Below are 23,169 nucleotides of genomic sequence, written 5' to 3' on the forward strand. Positions count from 1 at the left end.
ATTCCTACACTCTATATGTATGCGAGATGCAAATACTCGTTCACCAAAATATTAAAATGAAAAAGCCCGCTTGCTTCAGCGGGCTTTTTTGATTATAAGATGTGATATCCAGAGTCAACGTGGATGTTTTCACCGGTAATTCCACGGGAAAGGTCACTGAATAGGAAAACGGCTGTATCTCCAACTTCTTCCGGAGTCGTCGCTCTACGCAATGGAGCTTTCTCTTCAATTTCTTTAAGGATGGTATTAAAATCTCCCACGCCTTTGGCAGATAATGTTCGGATCGGCCCAGCAGAGATGGAGTTCACACGAATATTTTCTTTTCCAAGGTCTGCTGCTAAATATCGTACGCTTGCATCCAGACTAGCTTTGGCAACCCCCATCACATTATAGTTTTGAATGGCGCGCTCGCCACCTAAGTAGGTCAATGTCACAATGCTTCCACCCTCAATCATTAAGGAGCGTGCTTCTTTTGCAACTGCAGTTAAGGAATAAGAACTAATATTTTGGGCGAGCAAGAAACCGTCTCGTGTAGTGTTCAAGTATTCCCCTTTTAATTCTTCTGTTTTGGCAAAAGCAATACAGTGTGCCACGCCATGTATGGTTCCTACTTCCTCTTTAATTTCTGCAAAGCACTTAGCAACTTCTTCATCACTTGTTACATCACAAGGTAAAACTAAAGTTCCTTCTGCTTCTAATGTATTGGCTAATTCACGGACACTGCTCTCAAGCCTTTCACCAGCATATGTAAAAATTAAGCGGGCACCAGCATTATGAAGTGAGCGAGCAATTCCCCATGCGATACTACGTTTATTGGCAACACCCATTACAACAAATGTTTTTCCAGCTAAAGAAATCATTTGAAAAATCCCCCTTGAAATATTACGAGTTATTAGTACTTGGTACTAATTTTACACTAATTCACTAGGAATGAAAAGTATATACGCTTTTTTGCTAAAGTTTTTCGATTCGGTGGAAAGCCACAAATCATGGTACACCAAATTGAAGCCGATTTTCCTATGAAGAGACCCCATCATGCTTTCCGTCACAACTACTGGTATAATTTAGTCTAGGTTAATGGATCGGTGTAAGAAATGCGATTGTGACCACAATAAGTAAGGTAATGACAGAAATCTGCTTTACCATTTAAGTCCCTCCTGGAAAAATACGAAAAGGGGATTGAGGTTATGAAAATTGATATTATCGGAGATATCCATGGATGTTTACAAGAACTGAAAAAACTAACAAAAAACATCGGCTATAATTGGGATGAAGGTATTCCGTTACATCCAGAAAATAGGGTTCTTGGCTTTGTGGGTGACTTAACTGATCGCGGTCCGGAATCGCTGAAAATTGTTGAAATTGTATGGCGGCTTGTAATTGAACGCGGGAAGGCGTATTACACTCCCGGAAACCATTGTAATAAACTATATCGCTTTTTCCTCGGCAACAAGGTGCAAATTATGCATGGTTTGGAAACAACCGTTGCTGAATATGAATCATTAAATAAACATGATCAGCAATCCATTTGTAATAAATTTATTGAGCTTTATGAAAAAGCCCCACTTTATTTAGTTTTAGACAACAGGAGGCTCATAATTGCTCATGCAGGTATTAAACAAGAATATATCGGTCAAACCTCAGCTAAGGTGAAAACCTTTGTGCTTTATGGCGATATTACCGGTGAAAAGCATCCTGATGGATCTCCTGTTCGCAGAGATTGGGCGAAAAATTATCATGGTGAAGCCTGTATTGTCTATGGGCATACACCCGTCAAGGAACCAAGAATCATTAACAACACCTATAACATTGACACAGGTGCAGTTTTTGGAGGCAAACTAACTTGCTTACGCTACCCCGAAATGGAATTCGTCTCAGTTCCTTCTACTATGCCATATGTTGCAGAAAAATTTAAACCATTTGATTGATAAATTAATAGAGGCTTACCCTACCTTATTGGATTAGCCTCTATTATTCTTACCATATCATCAGGTAACGGTGCCGAAAAAGTCATTTCCTCACCGAAAAACGGATGAATAAAGTTGATTTTTTTACAATGCAGTGCCTGCCGGTTGATCAAGGCTGTCTCTCCACCGTACAAATCATCACCTAACAGTGGATGTCCAATAAACGACATATGAACTCTAATTTGGTGGGTTCGACCGGTTTCAAGCTTTAGCAAAAGCCTCGTAAAAGTCCCAAATCTTTCAAGAACAGAAAAATGGGTACAGGCATATTGACCGTCAGCACGAACTTCCCTTTCAATGATGCTATCTTCCTTTCGGCCAATTGGCTGAACAATGGTTCCGGAATCCTCGAAGATTATTCCACCCGCTAATGCTTCATATGTCCGCTTTACCTGTCCGCTTTGCTGCGCTTTGCTAAATAAGTGATGTACGTGACGATGTTTGGCAATTAAAACAATCCCTGATGTATTTCTGTCCAGGCGGGTGACGATATGGGAGGTAGCTTGGAGACCAATTTGTTCGTAATAACCAACCAATGCGTTTGCCAGGCTTGCAGATGGATGTTCACGAGAAGGAATTGTGTTCATGCCAGCTGGCTTATTGACCACAAGCAAGAAATCATCTTCAAACAGAATCTCAAGCGGAATCTTCTCCCCCTTCACCCCAGCACTAGGTTCTTCAGGAGGAAAAAAGATCGTTAGTTTGTCCCCTTCTACTAAGCTATACCGGACATTGACTTCCTCATTATTCACGAAAATGCTCCCGCCCTTAAATTTTATATCGGTTAGAGCAGTTCGTGAGATTTCCTTTTCTTTAAGAAAATCTTTAATTTGAATTCCAACATTTTGATGATTGACGATCCATTCCATTTTAAATTGAGAAGACATAATGTTCCTCCAGTGCTTAATCCGAAATAAAGGAATCGTGGACTCTTTTCCAAAATGGGAATGGCCGAAAACGGGCAAAACGAATTTTCTCTTCCGGCACCCTAAATTGAATCGATTTAACGTCCTTATGAAGATGGGTTAAATGGTCAATCGTTACCTGAAAATCAAATCGTTTCACAGGTTTCAGCATACATGTATGATGCGAAGGCAGAATAAGCGGTGAACCGATTGTTCGAAAAACCTTATTATTAATGGACGCCATTTCTGCTACCTGAATGGCAGAGATGGATGGATGGATAATGGCTCCTCCTAGTGCTTTATTATAGGCTGTACTTCCAGAAGGAGTGGAAACACATAAGCCATCACCACGAAAACGTTCAAATTGCTGGCCGCGAATTTCAACATCCATGACAAGCGTCCCCTCAATACTTTTTACAGTAGATTCATTTAATGCCAAAAATCTTGATTCCTTGCCTGCATGCTGGTAACGGATGATGACTTCAAGTAATGGATATTCAACGACTTGATAAGGAGTTTTTGCAATGGCAATGACAAGCTTTTCAATCTCATCTGGAACCCAATCCGCATAAAAACCGAGATGCCCAGTATGTATTCCAACAAAAGCTGTTTTATCTAAACGACTGCTGTAACGATGAAAGGCATAAAGAAGCGTGCCGTCTCCACCGATGGAAATCACAATATCGGGTTGGTCCTCATCATATTTAAGATCAAAATCAAGTAAATACGTTCTTATTCTGTGCATCAAAATATTTGATTTTTGATCTCCCTTAGAAGTAATCGCAAATTTCATATTAATAAACTCCTTGGTATGAAATACTTTTGTTAGTTTTTCTCTTCTTGTTTTTGCTCTTTTTTCCTCGTGAAAAATGCTTGGGCTTCTTGAATTTCACCGCGAATTAATGACATTTCCTCATCAAGACGAAAGGCTGCTTCAGCTGCCCGCTGCAATCTCATCTTTATATCGGTTGGAAAAACTCCTTTATATTTGTAATTCAAGGAATGTTCAATTGTAGCCCAAAAATTCATCGCCAGCGTCCTTATTTGAATTTCTACGAGAATGTTCTTTTCCCCATGAATTGTTTGAACGGGGTAACGGATTACAACATGATAGGACCGATAACCACTCATTTTTTTATGTGAAATATAATCCCTTTCCTCCACAATTTCAAAATCATTTCGAATCCTTAATAAATTTACAACGGTATGAATGTCATCAACAAATTGACACATCATACGGAGACCGGCAATATCCTGCATCTCCTCTTCCAATCGGTCAAGCGGTATCCCTTTCTGATTTGCCTTATCGAGGATGCTTGCAATCGGCTTCACCCTGCCAGTTACAAATTCAATCGGTGAATGGGTGGAATTAAGCTCGAATTGACCTCTCATTCCCTTTAGCTTTACCTTCAGTTCCTCCACCGCTTGTTTATATGGTGCTAAAAATTCGTCCCACTGTTTCATACTCCACCTCAATATATCTCTAAAAAATATCGTCTACTTTCGTAACCATTTCTTCTCCATAATTGCTATTATCCTTAATATTGCTCACTACATATTCTAATTCCTCACGAAATTGAGTTAATTCGACTTGAGTCCCTTCGTTCGAAATCCAAGCTGTATTTTTTTGTTCTAAAGCGGATTTTAACAATGGCCAAAATGGTTCAGGGATGACAATATATGTATACTCTTCTTGATTCTCCATTAAGTAAATAAACGAAAATTGATCAGAATCCACCAAAATTTGTTCTGCTGGTTTTAAATGATCGATAGATTCATTAACATGTAAAAGTAACCGATTTCCCTCAATATCTGCTGATATAATCATTATTCTATTTCTCATCATTTAACCTACCTTTCACCCTTTTATTTTAGCATATTTCACCCTATACTCCTAAAAATTGCAGTACAGAGGAAAAATAGGGATAATGAAATACATAAGCTTCAGAAGGGAAGAAGAAAGATGTCACAACAGATCGAAATTGAATTTAAAAACATGTTAACAAAAGAAGAATACGAATGGCTTCTTCAGGAATTTTCTATAAGTGAAAACCAGATTTTCTCCCAAGAAAATCATTACTTCGATACCCCCGATTTCGCTTTAAAGGAAGCGGGAACTGCGTTAAGAATTCGCCAAAAGGATCATGGATACGAATTAACATTAAAGCGGCCAGCAAATATAGGTTTGATGGAAACAAATCAAATTTTATCTAAGGAAGAAGCAGCACTCGCACTTCAATCCAGCTATCTACCTGCTGGAATTATTCGAGGATTAATTGAACAAATGGGGATATCCTACCCTAAAATGGTCTATTTCGGGTCGCTTATTACCAAAAGAGTTGAAATTGAATACAAACATGGATTACTTGTTTTGGACCATAGTTATTATTTAAATAGAGAAGACTATGAATTAGAATTTGAAGTTGAAAACTTCGAGCAGGGAAAAGATAATTTTAATCTTCTCCTTACACAATTCAATATTCCTCATAGAAAAACGGAAAATAAAATCAGTCGTTTTTATAAACAAAAATATGAATCAAGGCAAAATTAAAAAAGTGATGAATTCACTTGTATTTATAACATGGGTATATTGTTGCATATATTAATAACACCTATAAAAGAGAAATCCTGTTTTTCAAGCTATTTATTTGAGATATAAAAAAGGCATTGTTAAAATAATGGTACAAACAATCTTAAAGGGGTTGTCCAACATGATTGAGAAAAAGCCGACTCAATTTGAATTCATCGGCAAAGAATCTGGTGAACAACAGTGAACCGTCTTTCAAGTTCCAAGCATCCATGCCAATACAATGAAAAAAAGCCGATTGAAATTTATATGTTTATAGACCCACTATCTCCAGAGTGTTGGGCACTTGAACCAATAATAAAAAAGCTCCAAATTGAATATGGGCGCTATTTTTCCCTGAAGCATGTATTATGCGGTCGTATAAACAATTTAAATGTGAGCAGGAAAAAAAATTATGAGCAAATCGCAAATTTTTGGGAAAGGACAGCCAGCAGGTCAGGTATGTCTTGTGACGGTAGTCTTTGGCTTGAGAATCCAGTTGACTTTCCTCACTTTGCATCAATTGCCCTAAAAGCAGCTGAACTACAAGGGCGCCGTGCAGGAATTCGTTTCCTTCGAAAGCTTCAGGAAGTACTATTTTTAGAAAAACAAAATATTTCAAGTAAAGAAGTATTAATAGAATGTGCAAGAGGATTAGGTCTAGATGTAGAGGAATTCATCGCTGACCTCCATTCAGAAAGTGCAGCGAAGGCGTTTCAATGTGATATAAAAATTACCTCAGAAATGGATGTTCAAGAAATCCCTACCCTTGTCTTCTTTAATGAAAACGCGGAGGATGAAGGGATTAAAATAACAGGCACCTACCCGTATGAGATCTATGTCCACATTCTTGAAGAAATGCTCTCAGAACGTCCAATTCCCACTAATCCACCATCGCTTGAGACTTTTATGAAATATTTTAAATTTGTTGCTACAAAGGAAATTTCCGTTGTTTATAACATGTCCATTTCACAAGTGGAACGTGAAATGAAAAAACTGCTCCTACAGCAACAAGTCGAACAGATTCCAGCAAAATATGGAACTTTTTGGAGATATGTAGAAGAATAAGAAAAGCGGAAGCGCCTTGCTCAGGGGCGACAGGCATAAGACGAGCCGGCTTGAAGGTTTTTTTTTAACCTTCATGACGGATTGGCTTATGACCCCGAGCCCCTAGGCGCTGAAGCTAGACAACACGGAGAGCGAAGCTGCTACATTGAAAAACATCAAGACAGTACATCTTTGATTAAGCATTATGAGGCTTTGCGACGAGCTGAACGGTGCTTCTTCGAATTTTCTATGGCGCAGGAGCACTTCGCGAGCCGATGTTGACTTATCTTAGAGAGAAGAGCGAAGTACACTAGGTGCTGGGCTCCTCCTCCGAAAAACTCACGTTTTTCGGCGTGCGAGGTACCGCTCCCGAAGCTAACTCTTATGGAGCTAGACAATTCTCGAAGTCGAACTTTTTACTTTCTTATACGGAAGGCGACAGCCTTCCGTTTTCTTATTTCTCTTATATACTTATCTAATAAAAAAGACCCTGTAGCACCGGTGCTACAAGGTCTTTTTCTATTAATACGAACAAAGGGGATGGGAGAAATCTTTCACGGTCAAACAAAGGGGTATATGTTTGTAGTGATCAACTTCACGTATTTAATATAGCATGGGTTTAAATAGTGGACAATAAGTTTGTGTTTTATTTCACATTATTGTCAAAAAATCATATTATCCTAATACTGCAATAAACTAATAGAGAACCACTTTATATGAGGTGAATCAAACGATGAAGAAATTCCCATTTATCATGTTGAGCTTTTTTTTGATATTTTCGTTTTTTGTCCACATTCTTGCCTTATTAAAAATATTCCCATTCTACATTAGTGTTCCACTATTATTTCTTGCCATTTTTATATTTCTTTTCTTCCTCAATAACCGAAAAAGATTTAAAGGGTTTTAAAAGAGGTGTCCCAAAACTTTTAGGGACACCCATTTTTATTAATGGTCTGTTAAACTTGTCTGTTGATTTCCGCTCTAGTGGCGGTCCGGGGAGCCTCCTCGGCGCTATTGCGCCTGCGGGGTCTCCCCGTACTCCCGCAGGAGTCGAGCGCCTTCCGCTCCAATCAACATTGCGGGAAAATTATCATGAACTGTACCAATAGTGGTGCCTGTCACCTTTTGGGACAGCCTCTCTATTAGCTTATGATAAAAGCTGTTCGAGCTCGTTCAATTTTTCTTCAAATACTTTGCAGGCATTAATAATGGGATCAGCGCTGGTCATATCGACCCCTGCCTTCTTTAATACTTCGATTGGATAATCCGAGCTTCCAGCACTGAGGAAATCGATATAGCGTTTTACCGCAGGCTCCCCTTCCTCAAGGATTTGCTTGCTTAAGGCAGTAGCCGCACTGAAGCCAGTCGCATATTGATACACATAATAATTGTAATAAAAGTGAGGGATTCTCGCCCATTCTAAGCCAATTTCTTCATCAATCACAATATCCTCTTCACCAAAATACTTTTTATTCAATGCATAGTATTCTTTAGTAAAAAGATCGGCCGTTAACGCTTCGTTATTTTGTGCTTTTTGGTGAATGAGGTGCTCAAATTCCGCGAACATCGTTTGTCGGAACACTGTACCCCTAAAGCCTTCTAAATAATGATTCAATAAATAAATCCGCTTTTGCTCATCGTCTATTGTTTTTAATAAATAGTCATTAAGTAACGCTTCATTACAGGTTGATGCTACTTCAGCAACAAAAATCGAATAGTTTCCATATGGATAGGGCTGGGATTTCCGTGTATAGTAGCTGTGAACTGAATGTCCAAATTCATGGGCAAGTGTAAATAAATTATTTACATTATCCTGCCAGTTCAATAAAATATACGGATTTGTACCGAAGGAACCTGAAGAATAAGCACCGCTCCGCTTTCCTTTATTCTCATGAACATCAACCCACCGATTTTCAAAACCTTCCTTTAACACCTTAGCATACTCTTCACCTAATGGAGACAAGCCTTTTAGAACCAAATCCTTTGCCTCATCATACTTTATCTCCATTTTCACATCCTTAACAAGTGGTGTGAAAAGATCATACATATGAAGCTCTTTGAGTCCCAATACTTTCTTACGGAGTTTTAGATATCGATGTAATAAATGTAAATGGTCTTGAATCGTTTTGACAAGATTATCATACACGCTTTCAGGTATATTATTTGATGATAAGGCAGCATGTCTGGCAGAATTATATTTTCTCACTCTTGCATTAAAATTATTTTTTTTCACATTACCGCTAAGGGTGCTAGAAAATGTATTTTTAAATTTCCCATATGTTTCATAAACGGCTTTAAAAGCGTCATGCCTAACCCTACTGTCGGTGCTTTCCAAAAAGCGAATATAACGCCCATGCGTTACTTCTACCTCTTCTCCCTTTTCATCCTTAATGGTTGGAAACTCCAAATCTGCATTATTTAACATACCGAAAGTATTACTTGAGGCAGCCATGACCTCTCCTGCTTCTGCTAACAATGCTTCCTGTTCTTTTGAAAGAACATGTGGCCTTTCTAGGTTGATTTCCGCAATCGCCTGCTCATAAAGTTTCAGTTCAGGTTTTTCTTTCATAAAGTCTACAATTTTATTTTCATCAATGGATAGAAGTTCTGGAACAATAAATGCAAGCTGACTTCCTGCTTGTGAAAACAAATTCTTCATTCTGTCATCGAGGCCTTGATAAAAAGAATTGGTTGTATCTTGGTCGTATCGCATATGTGAATACGTGTAAAGCTTTCCGCCTCTTTCGAGCAGTTGGTCCTGATACTGAAGGGCATTGTAAAGAGTATCCGGACTTTCACCTAGTTTTCCTTCGAAATCTTTAATGCCTGGAATGAGTTTTTTCACTTCTTGAAATTCTTTTTCCCATTCTTCATCGCTTGAAAATATATCTTCTAATCTCCAGGTCTCCTCAACTGGAATTTCACTTCTAGTTGGCTGAGTTTTTACTCCAGTTTCATTAGCCATTATTCATCCTCCTATTTAAATTTCGGTTTTCGAAAAGATTTTTCCTTTTCTTCTTATATTCTCCTTTTAGTTTTCATATTCCTTTTTCTTTTACGAAAATACCTTTTACTCCATCTATATTATACCCTTATCCCAATTTTCATTTATCCTTTGACATATATTCGACGATATTTTTGATAAAATGCTTTCATATTTTCTTCCTTTTCTCGATTCGACATAGGAATCTTCAGCTGTTTTTTTATGAGAAAGATTCCCTCACCTTTTCTGGATAAAAAACCTAGATTTTCGAGCTGAAACAGATAATCGATTATGGCATCTAAAGGATCGGTATGTTCAAATTGGGGGAGATTCCGAATGATGATTTCCTTTCTCTTTATTCTCCTATTAATGCTTCTTCTAATATCCTCTAACCTAATGATTCCTCCAGGCTGTTTTGTTGCCAATCCATCTAGATAGAGATAAGTTTGCCAAATGATCGGTGAAGTTGTAATCAAAATTGAATGCCTAACAGGTAGGCCTATTTCTGGAGGCAAGAGATATGGGTTTAAGTTTTGGTGGTAGATTTCATGGAGAAAGCGTTGTTGCTGTGGACTCGGATGAAGTGACCAATGCAGATGAGATTTATCAAGTTCTCTATGCCAACTATCGATTGGAAGCTGTTCTTTTAAATGTGGGTTTAATAAGGTGCTTATTACAAGCTTATTTAATGGGATAAAGGTAGTTTGAACGAAGGCATTTTTTACAGAATAGGAAAGGATGGAGCCAACTATATGGAACGATTGATGATTGGGGCAATAGGATGGGATATAGTACTTTCCTTCCGTTGTACCTCTCATGAATAAATAGTGGAAGTTAGACAATGATACGATATTCTTTTTCTTTTGGTGAATGTGGTTTCCTCCAATGATCCAAAGGGGATGATAGCCATTTTGAATATAATTTTTTGTTCGTTTCATAAAAATACTTTCTGGAATGGTTGAACACTGATATTCTAAGGCAAATTTTTTCCCATTATGGAAGAATACAACGTCCGGTCGCTGTTGGATTTCTTTGTCGTAATATTCCAATTCCGCCCGTATCCTTTGACGGTTTAGCCATTGAAAAAGCTGCCTTTTTCCTTCCATATGATAAAGAGATTCATGCTCATAAAGATCGCGGCAATCTCCACCTCTATTATGGGCAAAATGAAAAATTCGCTGTTCCCCCAATTTTAGAATGACCTTTTCACCGCAAACTGGACAATGAAATTCTTCCTTATTACGAAGAGTTTGAAGCACATCCTTTTTGTAATCATAACCTAAACAAATTTGCTTTCCGCTTTTTGTTCGTGCCGTAAGCAAAATATATACACCTCCTACTTGTATATTATTCGACAAATACAGTCAAAATCCTTTTAATATAATTTTTAAAAAAACTGTGTAAAAGGTCATTGTTGATTTATGAAACTATGTTGATTGGAGCGGAAGGCGCGAGATCCTCGAAAATGCTTTCGCATTTCCTTCGTGCGGTGTAGATTCGAAGATGCTGATTCAACGTCCTGCGGGAGTACGGAGCAGGGGAGATTCCGCAGGCGCTTAAGCGCCGAGGAGGCTCCCCGGAACGCCCGCGGAAAGCGAGCTTCTTGAGCGCAAATCAACTGGCAAATTTAACACAGCCAAAAAAAGCAAACGGACAAAATACCGTTTGCTTGTTAGAGGAGGGGTGATAAGAGCCTAGAAGTTGACTCCAACAACCTTAAACCAATATGACGTTTTCCAAACGATTCTAAATCAAGCTGTTTAGAAAATTGTAGGTCATTTATGTATTCATCTACGAGCTTTTGTGTACTTCCTGTTCGATACAAGAAAGCATTTACCTCAAAATTTAAATGGAAGCTTCTCATATCCATATTGGATGTGCCGATTGATGCTAATTCATGGTCGACGATAATAATTTTACTATGCATAAATCCGAGGGAATATTCATACACCTTTACACCCGCCTCTAATAGCTCAGGAAAATAGGATCTGGAGGCATGAAAAACAATCCGTTTATCAGGACGGTTTGGTACAAGTAAGCGGACATCGATGCCGCTTAAGGCAGCTACTTTAAGAGCTGAAAATATATCTTCATCTGGAATAAAATAAGGTGATGCAATCCAAACCGTATTTTTTGCTGAAGCAATCATCGAGAAAAAAATGTTTTTGATAACACTCCATTCACGATCTGGACCTCCAGCTATAAGCTGTACACCACCGTGATTTTGATCATCAAACTGAGGTGATAAGTATTCTGCCGTTAAAAAGCTATGATTTGTCATATAATACCAATCTTGTAGAAAAATAAGCTGTAATGATCTTACCGCTTCCCCCCTAAGCATAAGGTGAGTATCGCGCCAGAAGCCAATTTCCTTCACTCTTCCTAGATATTCATCTCCAATGTTTAGTCCGCCGACAAAGCCCACCGTCCCATCAATCACAATAATTTTACGATGGTTCCGGAAATTAAATTTATTATTTAGAAAAGGCAATTTTACTGGCCCAAAAGTAACTGTTTCAATTCCGGCATTTTTTAATTCATGAATATATTTCTTTGAAAGCTGCCAGGAACCTACAGCATCATATAAAAAACGGATTTTTACTCCTTCTTGAGCTTTTTCAATGAGAATTCTTTTAATTTCCTGACCTATTTGATCGTGACGAACAATATAGTATTCAAGGTGAATATGATGCCTTGCCCTTTTTAATTCGTTAATAATGTGTTCAAACGTTTCTTGACCATTTGTTAGGACCTTCGTGGCAGTGTCAAAAGAAATGGGGCTATTGCCCAGCTTTTGGGCGAGGTTAAATAATTTCGCTTGATGTTCTCTCATTAAACTAAGCTTTTCTTCACTCCTAGGATCCTCTTCACCTTCTACTGTAAGAAATGCCTGCTTATCAAGAAAAAACTTTTTACGATACATTTTTTCTTTGCGATAACTGCGGCCAAATAGGAGATAAAAAATAAAGCCAACAACTGGAAAGCTTCCTAGGACAACTAACCAAGTAATCGTTTGTGACGGGTGCCGATTCTCTAGAAAGATGACAAATCCAATAATAATGACAGACAGGGTAATAAATAGACTGAGGAATCCAAAAATTCCACCCCTAAATTGGTCTTTAAAGAAAAACAAAACTACTGTTAAAAACAAAATAAAGATCGTAACCCTTACTGTGTTTTTCAAAATCCTCACCTGCCAAACTAAATAATACTTTCATATCCTGATTCCCTAAAACGATGATTTAATAGGAGATATTACAGTATAGCGATAGGTAAATATTATCTGACAAAGCAGGATTATCCTCTGCCATTAGTCAAAAATACCGATTTCATTACTGAAATCGGCAACAGCTTTATCCAAAATAATTTCTCATTTCAGAAAAAACATTTTCAGAAATTATTTCTTTTCCATATTCTTGTAATCGGTGGATCGTTAACGGGGTTTCATAACCGTACTCAAGTAAAATACTTATAATATCATCTATTTTTTCTTCATCGAACAGGTCTTCAGGGAATTCAGCATATAAATAATATTTTTCTTCATAATAAAATAGCTTTGTCACGATATCGTCTAACCCTGGACAATGTGAAAGCATGATAACGTCATCCAAATTATGAAGGACAAGCAAGAATTCCAATGTCTCATCCTCGATGATAATGTCTTCCATATCTTCATCTCTCGGATTAAAATGCTGGTCTAAAAGGTCTTCAATTTTATCATCAACAGGTAAATCCTTTAACTTATCACTTGGAACTGGAAGCTCAAATTTCTGTCCATCCTTGGAAAGCTGGGCCTTTGTTACAAGAACCTCTAAGCCTTTATCCAATGCTTGAACTTGAATCCATAATGGTCCCTCGACAACGAATTCTTCTTCTTGATGAACCTCATCCATCATTTCCCAAAAAAGCTCTTCACTCCGCTCGCGATTGTACCAAATTTCCTCACGATCGAAGCCTCTCTCTTCTATATCACCATAAGAGATGTAAAATTTCACTGTATATTCATTAATCCGTTCAATTTCCATCATTACCTCTCCCTTCCGTTTCCTTATTGAAGGGACAAAATACCCCCAAGAGACACTATACCATTGCCCACTACATGTGAAGAAAGGCCAATTCTAATAAAAATATTTTTACTCTTGTACTTACATTTTATGATAAAAACAGAAATAAGGGAAATAAAAATAATTTAAATTTAAAAAAACCCTTACATCGCCTAATATTTCAATTTTTTCATTATATCTTATCAAAGCAACGGAAAAATCTCAAACGCAAAGGGTAAGATATGAAAAAAGACCTCCTAATAAAGAAGGTCTTAAATCTTAATTTACCATGCGTTGAGCTTCACGCAGTTGGAATGTACGTACTTTTCTAGGTAAGAAACGTCTTATCTCATCCTCATTATAACCAACTTGCAGACGTTTTTCATCAATAATTATCGGTCGTCGAAGTAAACCAGGATTCTCTTTTATTAAATCGAATAAATCTTGAAGAGGCATTGAATCCAAATTAACGTCAAGTTTTTGAAAGGTTTTTGATCGTGTTGAAATAATTTCATCAGTACCATCTTCAGTCATACGAAGTATTTCTTTGATTTCTTCAATTGATAAGGGTTCAGAAAAAATATTTCTTTCTTTGTATGGAATTTCATGTTCTTCTAACCATGATTTTGCTTTTCGACATGATGTACAACTAGGTGAAGTGTATAATGTTACCATCTGGGCTTCACACTCCTCTTATTAAATTACTGCAATTTATAAAAAAACAAAATCGAATATTAAAAAAAGTGGCTTAAAATTAAAATTATTATAAACAAGGAATTTATATCATATTATACACCACTGCTTCTAAAAAAGGTATCCCTTTTTTAAAAATAAATTATAAGCCTCAATGTTTAATTTTCATTACTCTCTCTATATAAGACGAATAATGTTCTAAAAAGTTTCAAATTTTTTTCTTCTTTACCTCTTGTAATTAAGCCTATTTATTTTCAATCACCATACTGTTCGAATCCCTTTATTTTTTTTGAGGGGGTAAATTGATAAAATCTTTTACTTGACAAGATATTACTATACATTCCTTAATTTTCTCTTAATTTCCTCTTAAATTTTCATTCTCAATTAAGAGATAGAATTGAAAACGGATTCAATATAAAACTTTTCTATATCCTGATATTTATGAATTACCTCTTTTATTAAGGTGAAAGTTCTTTTAAAATATACATAGGGGATGTTTAATAGCATTAATCTTTCAATTGATAAAAACGGAGGGATTATGATGTTTGGTTACATAGCTGATTTAGCGGTTGTGGCATTAATGATCGTTGGAATTACAGCCCTCATGGGTGTCATAACGAATACTATTGGGGAAAAAGTTTTCGGTGGAAAACATCGCACTGAGTTTGTTGACGAGGGTGCTAAATACCTATCGGGTTGGAAAAATGTCGGTGGTAAGAAAAAATAAGAAATGCGTAAGCTCCTTGGGCAGCCCCGACGCAAAAGACGCTTCCAAAAAGAAGGCGCTTTTTGCCTTCATTTTGGGAGTGGCTTATGACCCGAGGGGCTAGGCGCTAGAGCTAGACAATTCTCGAAGTCAAAATTTTATACTTTCCTATTCAGTAAAAAAACGATCTCAATTCGAGATCGTTTTTTTATTACTTTACTTTCGCTTGATATTGTTGAAATTCCTTTTCAGAGCATAGTACAAAATGGCCTGGATTAACCTCTCTAAATCCAACAGGTTCATTTTGATCATAGTTATGACTCGCTGGGTCATAGGATTTACGTCTTCTTGACCGTTCACTGATTGGATCCGGAGCTGGGATCGCCGATAATAGAGATTGTGTGTACGGATGAAGTGGATTTCTATAAAGTTCATCCGCAGGGGCAAGCTCTACCATTTTTCCAAAATACATTACACCAATTCGGTCGCTAATATATTTTACCATTGAAAGATCATGGGCAATGAAAAGGTAGGTTAACTCTTTTTCCTTTTGAAGTTTTTTCATAAGATTAACAACCTGGGCTTGAATGGAAACGTCCAAAGCAGAGATTGGCTCATCCGCAATGATAAATTCTGGCTGCACGGCTAAAGCGCGGGCAATACCAATCCTCTGACGCTGCCCGCCAGAAAATTCATGCGGATATCGGTTTGCGTGCTCGCGATTCAATCCAACAGTTTCAAGCAGTTCATATACCATTTCCATCCGTTCTTGCTTTGACTTAGCTAACCCATGAATATCAATTCCCTCGGCAATAATATCGGCAATTTTTAACCGTGGGTTTAAAGAAGCATATGGATCCTGGAAAATCATCTGCATTTTGCGGTTAAATTGTTTTAATTCCTTTGTGGATTTTTTCCCATGGACATTTATGCCGTCATAAAGAACTTCTCCGCCAGTCGCATCATATAAACGGATAATCGTACGTCCAGTGGTGGATTTACCACAGCCTGACTCACCAACCAGTCCCATTACTTCACCTTTATAGATATCAAATGAAATATTGTCGATTGCCTTTACTTCATTAACTTTTCCCTCATTAAAATATTGCTTTAAATTTTTGATTTCCAATAGCTTATTACTTTGAGCCATTTAGTTTCCCACCTTTACACCAGGGAATTGACGTTGACGTCTTTTTACAGCCTCTGGAGGTTCTACCTTTGGTGCATCTGGATGCAATAGCCATGTTGCCGCATAATGAGTATCAGATACCTTGAATAATGGAGGCTCTTGTTCTAAATCAATTTTCATTACATATGGATTCCTTGGTGCAAATGCATCACCTTTAGGAGGATCCAGAAGATCTGGCGGTGTACCAGGAATCGAGTAAAGTTCCTCATCATCCGTTTCCATATCCGGCATAGAACTAATTAAGCCCCAGGTGTATGGATGCTGCGGATTATAAAAAATTTCATCGGCCGTTCCAATTTCTACAATTTTCCCGCCATACATTACTGCGACACGATCAGCTATATTAGCCACAACACCGAGGTCGTGTGTAATAAAAATAATTGAGGTGTCAATTTTCTTTTGTAAATCCTTCATTAATTCAAGAATTTGCGCTTGGATCGTTACATCCAAAGCTGTTGTAGGTTCATCAGCGATAAGGACCTTAGGATTACATGCTAAGGCGATGGCAATTACTACCCTCTGTCTCATCCCACCTGAAAATTGGTGCGGATATTGATTCACACGGATTTCCGGTTTGGGAATTCCAACCAGCTTTAATAGCTCAATTGCTCTTTCCTTAGCAGCATGTCTAGGCAAGTTTTGATGCTTGATCAGTGGTTCCATGATTTGGATGCCTATTTTCATCGTTGGATTTAATGATGTCATTGGATCCTGGAAGATCATTGAAATATCATGACCGCGAACTTTTTGCATGTGTTTATCTTTCAGCTTCGTAAGATCTTTACCATCAAAAAGGATTTCGCCCCTTTTCAACTCTGAATTATGCTCAGGGAGGAGCCGCATAATTGCTTTTGTTGTTACCGATTTTCCAGAACCTGATTCCCCAACAATCGCTAAGGTTTCACCTTTATATAAGTCAAAATTTACCCCTCGTATTGCTTTTACCTCACCAGCAAAGGTGTGAAATGATATATTTAAATCTTTAACTTGCAGAATTTTCTCCACTATTATTCACCCGCCTTCTAATCACGCATTTTTGGATCGAGTGCATCTCGTAATCCATCTGCTACTAAGTTGAAGCAAACCATGATTAATGCAATCATCAGAGAAGGAATAATCATTTGATATGGAAACGCTACCATCCCTGTATATCCATCATTTACTAATGTACCTAAAGATGCATGTGGCTCTTGAAGTCCTAATCCGATAAAACTTAAAAATGCTTCAAAAAATATAGCACTTGGAATCGTAAACATTGTATTTATGATAATGACTCCAAACATATTAGGAATCATATGCTTAAAAATAATTGATGTATTTGATGCTCCTAATGTTTTAGCAGCTAAGACAAATTCTTGCCCTTTAAATTTTAACACTTGTGCTCGGACAACACGGGCCATACTTGTCCACCCAGTAATGGTCAGAGCAATTATTATTGGAACAAACCCTGGTTTTAAAACAAGAATCATTAATACCACGACAATTAAGTTTGGAATTCCGACGATAATTTCCATAATCCTCTGCATGACACTGTCAACACGGCCGCCTAAATAGCCGGATACTGCTCCGTAAGTGATCCCTATTACCATATCAATTAGCGCTGCAATAAAAGCAATTAAAAGTGAAATTTGTGTACCTTTCCATGTACGTGCAAAAAGATCACGGCCAAGGGCATCGGTCCCAAACCAATAATAATCTTTAACCTTACGAACCTCATATGCGTTATATGTAGTTCCGTCTCTTCTCGTTAATGTACCGTCAAAAGGCAGCCAATGAATGTTTTCTAAACCTTGAATACGAGGTGGCAGATTATTATGGCTCGTTGTTTGTGTATCGTATTTGTATGGTGTAAGAAGAGGTCCTACAAACGCCATAATGATTAAAATCACCAGTATCACCATACAAGTAACTGCACCCTTATTTTTTCGAACCCTTAGCCAGGAGTCCTGCCAAAAATTTAAGCTTGGCTTTGAAATTTTCTCACTCTTCAATGGATCGACATGGGCAGGCGTAAACATGTCTTTAGAAATATTGGTTTCTAAGTTGATCATTTAGTTTTCCCCCCCGCAATACGAATTCGTGGGTCTATAATTCCATATAGAATATCAACGACTAAGATAATGAGAATAAATAAAAATGCAAATAGAATTGCAGTACCCATAATTACAGGGTAATCGTTCACCATTATCGACTTAACAAACTGCTCACCAAGTCCTGGAATAGCAAAAATTTTCTCTATAACAAGTGAACCTGTCATTAATGAAACTGCTAAAGGTCCGAGAACTGTAATAACTGGAATTAATGCATTTCTTAGTGCGTGTTTAATACTAATTTGCCAATAGTTTGCCCCTTTAGCTTTAGCCAGCGTAATATAATCTGATCCAAGCACATCAATCATTTCAGTACGCATGAAGCGAGCAGCAATTGAGATTGGGAACATTGCTAACGCAATGGTCGGAAGAATTGTAAATTGCGGTCCATTCCAAAACATTACAGGAAGCCATCCTAATTTTACAGCGATATAATATTGAAGCAGACCGGCAATGATAAAGGAAGGAACCGATTTACCAACAACTGCTATGAAAGTTGCACCATAATCTACCCATGTATTTTGTTTTAAGGCCGCGATTACTCCTAGAAATATTCCTAAGATTGCACCAACAACCATAGCCTGAAATCCTAATGTAGCGGAAGGAGCAATTCGTTGTCCTATAAGTTTTGATACTGGAGTATTATCAAATTGGAAGGAGACTCCTAAATCACCTTTAACCATGTTCATTAAATAATGAACATACTGAACAGGCACAGGGTCATTCAAGCCATACTTTTCTTGTACGATATGAAGCTGCTCAGGTGATAATTTTTCAGCACTATTAAAGGGAGTACCAGGAATTAGCTTCATGAGGAAAAAAGTAATTGAGACTACAATAAATATGGTGAAAATCATATAGACAATTCGTTTCAAGAGATATTTCGTCATGCCTACACCTCCTAATTGTTTAAATATTAGACATTTTTCGACAATTCCGACACAGTTGAAAAGAGAGTATATTCAGTAAATATACTCTCTTTTTATTTGATTAGGTGTATATCCTACTTTGTTTCAACAATTTTAACCCATTGGAAGCTAAAGTCCGGACTTAATGGGTGGTGAACAAGTCCTTTTACTTTAGGGTTAATTAAATAGTTTGCCGCACGTTGGTAAAGCGGTGCAATTGCTGCATCATCTTCTAAAAGAGTTTTTTCAGCATCTTGAAGTGCTTTCCAGCGATCTTGTGGCTTAGCTGCCAGTTCATTATCAGCCTTTTTAATAAGTGCATCATATTTAGGGTCAGCGAAATCCATGTGGTTTTGTTGTCCGCCTGTTAGCCATAGATCCATAAATGTCATTGGATCCATATAGTCAGGGCCCCAACCACCATTTAATACATCATAATCTTGTTTTTGTTCACGATCGATACGGATCTTGAATGGAACACTTTCAATATTAACTTTTAGGCCAGGCAGATTTTTCTCCAACTGATCTTTTAGGAATGCATCAGTCTTTTTAGCTGTATCAGTATCTTGACCAACATATCTAACTGTTATTTCTTTTTGACCAATTTCAGCCAATCCTTTTTCCCAAAGTTTCTTAGCTTCTTCTTTATTTGTTTTCAAGTAACTTCCACCAGTATCACGGAAATCCTTACCATCTAAGAAAGTGAATTCTTTTGGTATTAGGAAGTCAGCAGCGATAGAACCGTTTGCTAACACATCATTAACAAGTGCTTTTTTATCAATGGATAATGCAATTGCTTTACGGATGTTAACATTTTTTAATGCCGCGTTCTTTTCATTCATTTTCAACCAGAAGATAGATGGTTCAACGAATCGTAGTAACTCTTTAGATCCTTCATATTGTGAAAGGATTGAAGCTTGTGCAAGCTTTGGTGTAACATCAGCTTGACCAGCTGAGAAAGCGTTTGCAGATGCTTGTGGGTCTTTCGAAACGTTAAAGTTGATTTTCTTTAATGTTACATTTTTTGCATCCCAATAAGTATCGTTCTTTTCCAATACCCATTGAGTAGCTGACGTCCCATCCCATTTGGTCATTTTGAAAGGACCATTGAAAAGGAGGTGTGAAGCATCTTTCGCATAGTCTGCACCTTGTGCCTCAACAAACTTTTTATTTTCTGGGAAGAAAGTATAGAATGAAAGATACGATTCTATATATGATAGTGGTTTTACTAAATTGATTTCCAATGTATAGTCATCAATTGCTTTAATGCCTAAGTCTTCAACTTTTGCTGTACCTGCAACAATTTCAGCAGCATTTTTGATTTTGCCTTCCATGAAGTATGGACCATATTCAGAAGCAGTTTTTGGATCGATCGCACGCTGCCATGAGAAAACAAAGTCGTGTGCAGTTACTGGGTCACCGTTTGACCATTTTGCGTCTTTTCTTAACTTGATTGTTAAAACGGTTTTGTCAGCATTGTATTTTGGCATTTCAGCTGCAGCAGCAGGAACTACCTTTTGATTTTGATCTAAACGATATAAGCCTTCGTTTGTGGCGTTCAATATTTCTCCGCCCATTGTGTCTGTGTTTTTAGCGTTATCCATATTTGGAATTTCTGCTGACTCTAGGACATTTAGCGTTTGATCTGCCGCTAATTTTTCTTCTGACCCATTAGATTTTCCATCAGTTGTTTCTTTACTTACGTTTTTGGAACCAGAACATGCTGCAAGGAACATGCTTAAAACTAGTGTTAAAACTAAAAGTAGTGAAAGTTTAGATTTCTTCACTTATGTAGACCTCCCTTTTCTATTATTCTGAAAACTTGCTACATTCTCTATTATACATATTTTCTAGCAATTGTACATTATTTTTTATATTAAAATTTACAGATTTGAAACAATTTTTTCATAATGATTTCAAATATGTATGTTATAATTTTGAATTAACGAATTTTTGTGTATAATATGGGTATAATATTGGTATATTTTTGTAGATGACTCATGGGTTTGGAGGGTTTTCAGTGCAAAATCAGTTTGTGAAAAAATTTTTAATTTTGGTATTACTTCAATTTTCCATTATTATGCTTTCGATTATTTTTCAACATAATATAACGTTGTTAAGCTATATCAATATATCGTTTTATTTTTCTGCAGCATTCCTTCTTTCTTCCTTGTTAGTTTATACCATTCAAACAGGATTTTTCGATATCCTTTCCAAATCTTTCAATCATGCGTTTACAAAAGGAGAAGATAAGCGAGACTGGGATGAAATACCCGGATTATCTGAACTCGTTACCTTCAGCCAAAAACCGCTGCTTTTTTACGGAACTTTTATTGGCATATTCATGTTAATTGCCCTATTCGCCTATTATCATTAACAGGCTTGATTCTAGCGATTTCATTCATTATAATATGTATAAATCAATAACTGATGTACAGCGATGATAAAGAGTAGTACGTATTTTCCTTCGTTTTAGAGAGTTTGTGGCTGGTGAAAACAAACACGAATCAATACGGAATGGACTTTGGAGCTTCTTTCTGAACCTTTTTATAGTAGGAATAGACGTGATCCTTGCGTTAAAGGGATTCATAATTACGTTTAATTATGAAGCAAGAGTGACTCATTTTGAGTAATTTAGGGTGGTACCGCGAACCATTCGTCCCTATCCATTAGGGATGAATGGTTTTTTTTATTTATATTTAGGAGGAGTTTAATGATGAAAACGATTTTTTCAGGTATTCAGCCAAGTGGCACTATTACTCTTGGTAACTATATCGGTGCTTTGAAACAATTTGTGGAGCTTCAAAATGAATACAATTGCTTCTTTTGTATTGTCGATCAACATGCCATTACCGTTCCACAAGATCCAGCTACCCTTCGAAAGAACATTCGGAGTCTGGCAGCGTTATATATCGCCGTAGGTATTGATCCAAATAAGGCTACTCTTTTCATTCAATCGGAAGTACCAGCCCATGTTCAAGCAGGATGGATGATGCAATGTATTTCCTATATCGGCGAATTAGAAAGGATGACCCAATTTAAGGATAAGTCGGCTGGAAAAGAAGCTGTTTCAGCAAGCTTGTTAACGTACCCACCTTTAATGACAGCCGACATTTTATTGTATAACACGGACCTTGTGCCTGTTGGTGAAGATCAGAAGCAGCATATGGAATTGACCCGAGATCTTGCAGAAAGATTCAACAAAAAATACAATGATATTCTGACCATTCCGGAAATCTCCATTCCAAAGGTTGGCGCAAGAATCATGTCATTGCAAGAGCCAACGAAAAAAATGAGCAAGTCCGATCCAAATCAAAAGGGCTTTATTTCTCTTTTGGATGATCCGAAACAAATAGAGAAGAAAATTAAAAGTGCAGTTACTGATTCTGAAGGTATTGTTAAGTATGATAAAGAAAACAAACCTGGAATTTCCAATCTATTATCGATCTATTCCATCTTAGGAGGAAAAACAATTCAGGAAATTGAAGAAATGTATAAAGGTAAAGGCTACGGGGAATTTAAAGCCGATTTGGCAGATGTGGTAACAAATGTGATTAAACCAATCCAAGAAAAATACTTTAACCTCATTGAGTCGAGTGAATTGGATGATATTTTAGATCAAGGTGCTGAAAAAGCCAATTTGGTAGCCATTAAAACCCTCAAAAAAATGGAAAAAGCAATGGGCTTAGGTAGAAAACGCAAGTGATTTATTTACATTAAGACGACATACGTTTTGGATCGCTACTTTTTACTTTCTATTAGCTCTTTTCCCTTTAAAAAATGCAAAAAACTTAAGAAAAACCGGGCAATAATTGCCCGGTCCTTTTTTGTTTAGCGGATATCCGATAATTTATACTCATTACCACTTTACTCGCCGAAAAATTGAATTTATTCGCGAGTTTTTGCATTTTACTCGCCACTTTTTATGTTTTACTCGCCAATCTCTCTTCAATTACTAGACTACTTAATAAGAACCCTCTGGACACATAGGTGAAATGAATATATTCTTTTCTTTAAATAAGAGGATGTCCCAAGAGGGTCCTACCACTCAATATAGTTGCTTATTATAAAA

General features: G+C 37.1%; 21 protein-coding genes and 1 other annotated feature. Of the genes, 6 read left to right on the forward strand and 15 right to left on the reverse strand.

The window, feature by feature from the left end:
* Window positions 1-92 precede the first annotated feature (92 nt).
* A complete protein-coding gene (gene fabI, locus BN1082_RS16670; RefSeq protein WP_090635963.1) occupies window positions 93-860 on the reverse strand; it encodes an enoyl-ACP reductase FabI in 768 nt (255 codons plus the stop codon).
* A 327-nt stretch (window positions 861-1,187) separates the two neighbouring features.
* On the opposite strand from fabI, the gene prpE reads away from it, so the two are divergent.
* Window positions 1,188-1,928 (forward strand): bis(5'-nucleosyl)-tetraphosphatase PrpE, encoded by a 741-nt coding sequence (gene prpE / locus BN1082_RS16675; protein WP_090635965.1) that lies wholly within the window; start codon window positions 1,188-1,190, stop codon window positions 1,926-1,928.
* Between the two features lie 20 nt (window positions 1,929-1,948).
* On the opposite strand, the gene BN1082_RS16680 is transcribed toward prpE, so the two are convergent.
* The 4 genes from BN1082_RS16680 to BN1082_RS16695 are packed head-to-tail and all read right to left on the reverse strand — an operon-like array spanning window position 1,949 to window position 4,718.
* The gene (locus BN1082_RS16680; protein ID WP_090635967.1) at window positions 1,949-2,854 is read right to left on the reverse strand and encodes an RluA family pseudouridine synthase; all 906 of its coding nucleotides are present in this window, start codon (window positions 2,852-2,854) and stop codon (window positions 1,949-1,951) included.
* 16 nt (window positions 2,855-2,870) lie between these two features.
* Entirely contained in the window at window positions 2,871-3,665 is a 795-nt protein-coding gene (locus BN1082_RS16685; protein ID WP_090635970.1) for an NAD kinase, read from the reverse strand.
* A 32-nt stretch (window positions 3,666-3,697) separates the two neighbouring features.
* The gene (gene yjbM, locus BN1082_RS16690; protein ID WP_090635972.1) at window positions 3,698-4,336 is read right to left on the reverse strand and encodes a GTP diphosphokinase; all 639 of its coding nucleotides are present in this window, start codon (window positions 4,334-4,336) and stop codon (window positions 3,698-3,700) included.
* A 19-nt stretch (window positions 4,337-4,355) separates the two neighbouring features.
* Complete coding sequence (locus BN1082_RS16695) at window positions 4,356-4,718, reverse strand: UPF0738 family protein (RefSeq protein WP_245640465.1); 363 nt, start codon at window positions 4,716-4,718, stop codon at window positions 4,356-4,358.
* A 117-nt stretch (window positions 4,719-4,835) separates the two neighbouring features.
* On the opposite strand from BN1082_RS16695, the gene BN1082_RS16700 reads away from it, so the two are divergent.
* Window positions 4,836-5,423 carry a CYTH domain-containing protein gene (locus BN1082_RS16700; protein WP_090635979.1) on the forward strand — a complete coding sequence of 196 codons (588 nt, stop codon included), beginning with the start codon at window positions 4,836-4,838 and terminating at the stop codon, window positions 5,421-5,423.
* 219 nt (window positions 5,424-5,642) lie between these two features.
* On the forward strand, window positions 5,643-6,506 hold the full coding sequence (locus BN1082_RS16705; RefSeq protein ID WP_245640466.1) for a ClpXP adapter SpxH family protein: 864 nt from the start codon (window positions 5,643-5,645) through the stop codon (window positions 6,504-6,506).
* A 1,126-nt stretch (window positions 6,507-7,632) separates the two neighbouring features.
* On the opposite strand, the gene pepF is transcribed toward BN1082_RS16705, so the two are convergent.
* The 5 genes from pepF to spxA form a co-directional block, all read right to left on the reverse strand.
* Entirely contained in the window at window positions 7,633-9,450 is a 1,818-nt protein-coding gene (gene pepF / locus BN1082_RS16710; protein WP_090635980.1) for an oligoendopeptidase F, read from the reverse strand.
* 143 nt (window positions 9,451-9,593) lie between these two features.
* Entirely contained in the window at window positions 9,594-10,790 is a 1,197-nt protein-coding gene (locus BN1082_RS16715; protein WP_176699841.1) for a competence protein CoiA, read from the reverse strand.
* A 350-nt stretch (window positions 10,791-11,140) separates the two neighbouring features.
* Window positions 11,141-12,652 (reverse strand): cardiolipin synthase, encoded by a 1,512-nt coding sequence (gene cls / locus BN1082_RS16720; RefSeq protein ID WP_090635982.1) that lies wholly within the window; start codon window positions 12,650-12,652, stop codon window positions 11,141-11,143.
* Between the two features lie 169 nt (window positions 12,653-12,821).
* Complete coding sequence (gene mecA, locus BN1082_RS16725; protein WP_090635983.1) at window positions 12,822-13,493, reverse strand: adaptor protein MecA; 672 nt, start codon at window positions 13,491-13,493, stop codon at window positions 12,822-12,824.
* A gap of 297 nt (window positions 13,494-13,790) precedes the next feature.
* Entirely contained in the window at window positions 13,791-14,186 is a 396-nt protein-coding gene (gene spxA, locus BN1082_RS16730; RefSeq protein WP_090635984.1) for a transcriptional regulator SpxA, read from the reverse strand.
* Between the two features lie 559 nt (window positions 14,187-14,745).
* Between spxA and BN1082_RS16735 the strand changes: the two genes are divergently transcribed.
* Window positions 14,746-14,931: a hypothetical protein gene (locus BN1082_RS16735; protein ID WP_090635987.1), complete on the forward strand. Its 186-nt coding sequence runs from the start codon at window positions 14,746-14,748 to the stop codon at window positions 14,929-14,931.
* A 190-nt stretch (window positions 14,932-15,121) separates the two neighbouring features.
* Here the strand turns inward: BN1082_RS16735 and BN1082_RS16740 are convergent, their stop codons facing one another.
* The 5 genes from BN1082_RS16740 to BN1082_RS16760 all read right to left on the reverse strand — a co-directional run bounded on the left by BN1082_RS16740 (window position 15,122) and on the right by BN1082_RS16760 (window position 20,884).
* Complete coding sequence (locus tag BN1082_RS16740) at window positions 15,122-16,060, reverse strand: ABC transporter ATP-binding protein (RefSeq protein WP_090635988.1); 939 nt, start codon at window positions 16,058-16,060, stop codon at window positions 15,122-15,124.
* The gene (locus BN1082_RS16745) at window positions 16,061-17,104 is read right to left on the reverse strand and encodes an ABC transporter ATP-binding protein (protein ID WP_090635989.1); all 1,044 of its coding nucleotides are present in this window, start codon (window positions 17,102-17,104) and stop codon (window positions 16,061-16,063) included.
* A 17-nt stretch (window positions 17,105-17,121) separates the two neighbouring features.
* Complete coding sequence (gene opp3C, locus BN1082_RS16750; RefSeq protein WP_090635990.1) at window positions 17,122-18,150, reverse strand: oligopeptide ABC transporter permease; 1,029 nt, start codon at window positions 18,148-18,150, stop codon at window positions 17,122-17,124.
* Window positions 18,147-19,079: an oligopeptide ABC transporter permease gene (opp3b, locus tag BN1082_RS16755; protein ID WP_090635993.1), complete on the reverse strand. Its 933-nt coding sequence runs from the start codon at window positions 19,077-19,079 to the stop codon at window positions 18,147-18,149. The genes opp3C and opp3b overlap by 4 nt, the downstream gene beginning before the upstream one ends.
* Before the next feature lie 113 nt (window positions 19,080-19,192).
* Window positions 19,193-20,884 carry a peptide ABC transporter substrate-binding protein gene (locus BN1082_RS16760; RefSeq protein WP_090635995.1) on the reverse strand — a complete coding sequence of 564 codons (1,692 nt, stop codon included), beginning with the start codon at window positions 20,882-20,884 and terminating at the stop codon, window positions 19,193-19,195.
* 233 nt (window positions 20,885-21,117) lie between these two features.
* Here BN1082_RS16760 and BN1082_RS16765 point away from each other — a divergent pair, with 233 nt between their 5' ends.
* Together BN1082_RS16765 and trpS are read left to right on the forward strand one after the other, a co-directional pair.
* Window positions 21,118-21,474 carry a DUF3899 domain-containing protein gene (locus tag BN1082_RS16765; protein WP_176699842.1) on the forward strand — a complete coding sequence of 119 codons (357 nt, stop codon included), beginning with the start codon at window positions 21,118-21,120 and terminating at the stop codon, window positions 21,472-21,474.
* A gap of 54 nt (window positions 21,475-21,528) precedes the next feature.
* Window positions 21,529-21,764, forward strand: a binding site (T-box leader).
* A 49-nt stretch (window positions 21,765-21,813) separates the two neighbouring features.
* Window positions 21,814-22,803 (forward strand): tryptophan--tRNA ligase, encoded by a 990-nt coding sequence (trpS, locus tag BN1082_RS16770; protein WP_090636565.1) that lies wholly within the window; start codon window positions 21,814-21,816, stop codon window positions 22,801-22,803.
* Window positions 22,804-23,169: the final 366 nt, after the last annotated feature.

Source organism: Neobacillus massiliamazoniensis (assembly GCF_001048695.1).
GTDB lineage: Bacteria > Bacillota > Bacilli > Bacillales > Cytobacillaceae > Neobacillus > Neobacillus massiliamazoniensis.

What these genes read in the sequence shown, in the direction of transcription:
- trpS (WP_090636565.1), top strand. Translation starts at nt 21,814, where the DNA reads ATGAAAACGATTTTTTCAGGTATTCAGCCAAGTGGCACTATTACTCTT.
- opp3b (WP_090635993.1), bottom strand. Translation starts at nt 19,079, where the DNA reads ATGACGAAATATCTCTTGAAACGAATTGTCTATATGATTTTCACCATA.
- BN1082_RS16685 (WP_090635970.1), bottom strand. Translation starts at nt 3,665, where the DNA reads ATGAAATTTGCGATTACTTCTAAGGGAGATCAAAAATCAAATATTTTG.
- fabI (WP_090635963.1), bottom strand. Translation starts at nt 860, where the DNA reads ATGATTTCTTTAGCTGGAAAAACATTTGTTGTAATGGGTGTTGCCAAT.
- yjbM (WP_090635972.1), bottom strand. Translation starts at nt 4,336, where the DNA reads ATGAAACAGTGGGACGAATTTTTAGCACCATATAAACAAGCGGTGGAG.
- BN1082_RS16695 (WP_245640465.1), bottom strand. Translation starts at nt 4,718, where the DNA reads ATGATGAGAAATAGAATAATGATTATATCAGCAGATATTGAGGGAAAT.
- mecA (WP_090635983.1), bottom strand. Translation starts at nt 13,493, where the DNA reads ATGGAAATTGAACGGATTAATGAATATACAGTGAAATTTTACATCTCT.
- spxA (WP_090635984.1), bottom strand. Translation starts at nt 14,186, where the DNA reads ATGGTAACATTATACACTTCACCTAGTTGTACATCATGTCGAAAAGCA.
- prpE (WP_090635965.1), top strand. Translation starts at nt 1,188, where the DNA reads ATGAAAATTGATATTATCGGAGATATCCATGGATGTTTACAAGAACTG.
- pepF (WP_090635980.1), bottom strand. Translation starts at nt 9,450, where the DNA reads ATGGCTAATGAAACTGGAGTAAAAACTCAGCCAACTAGAAGTGAAATT.
- opp3C (WP_090635990.1), bottom strand. Translation starts at nt 18,150, where the DNA reads ATGATCAACTTAGAAACCAATATTTCTAAAGACATGTTTACGCCTGCC.
- BN1082_RS16700 (WP_090635979.1), top strand. Translation starts at nt 4,836, where the DNA reads ATGTCACAACAGATCGAAATTGAATTTAAAAACATGTTAACAAAAGAA.
- BN1082_RS16735 (WP_090635987.1), top strand. Translation starts at nt 14,746, where the DNA reads ATGTTTGGTTACATAGCTGATTTAGCGGTTGTGGCATTAATGATCGTT.
- BN1082_RS16680 (WP_090635967.1), bottom strand. Translation starts at nt 2,854, where the DNA reads ATGTCTTCTCAATTTAAAATGGAATGGATCGTCAATCATCAAAATGTT.
- BN1082_RS16740 (WP_090635988.1), bottom strand. Translation starts at nt 16,060, where the DNA reads ATGGCTCAAAGTAATAAGCTATTGGAAATCAAAAATTTAAAGCAATAT.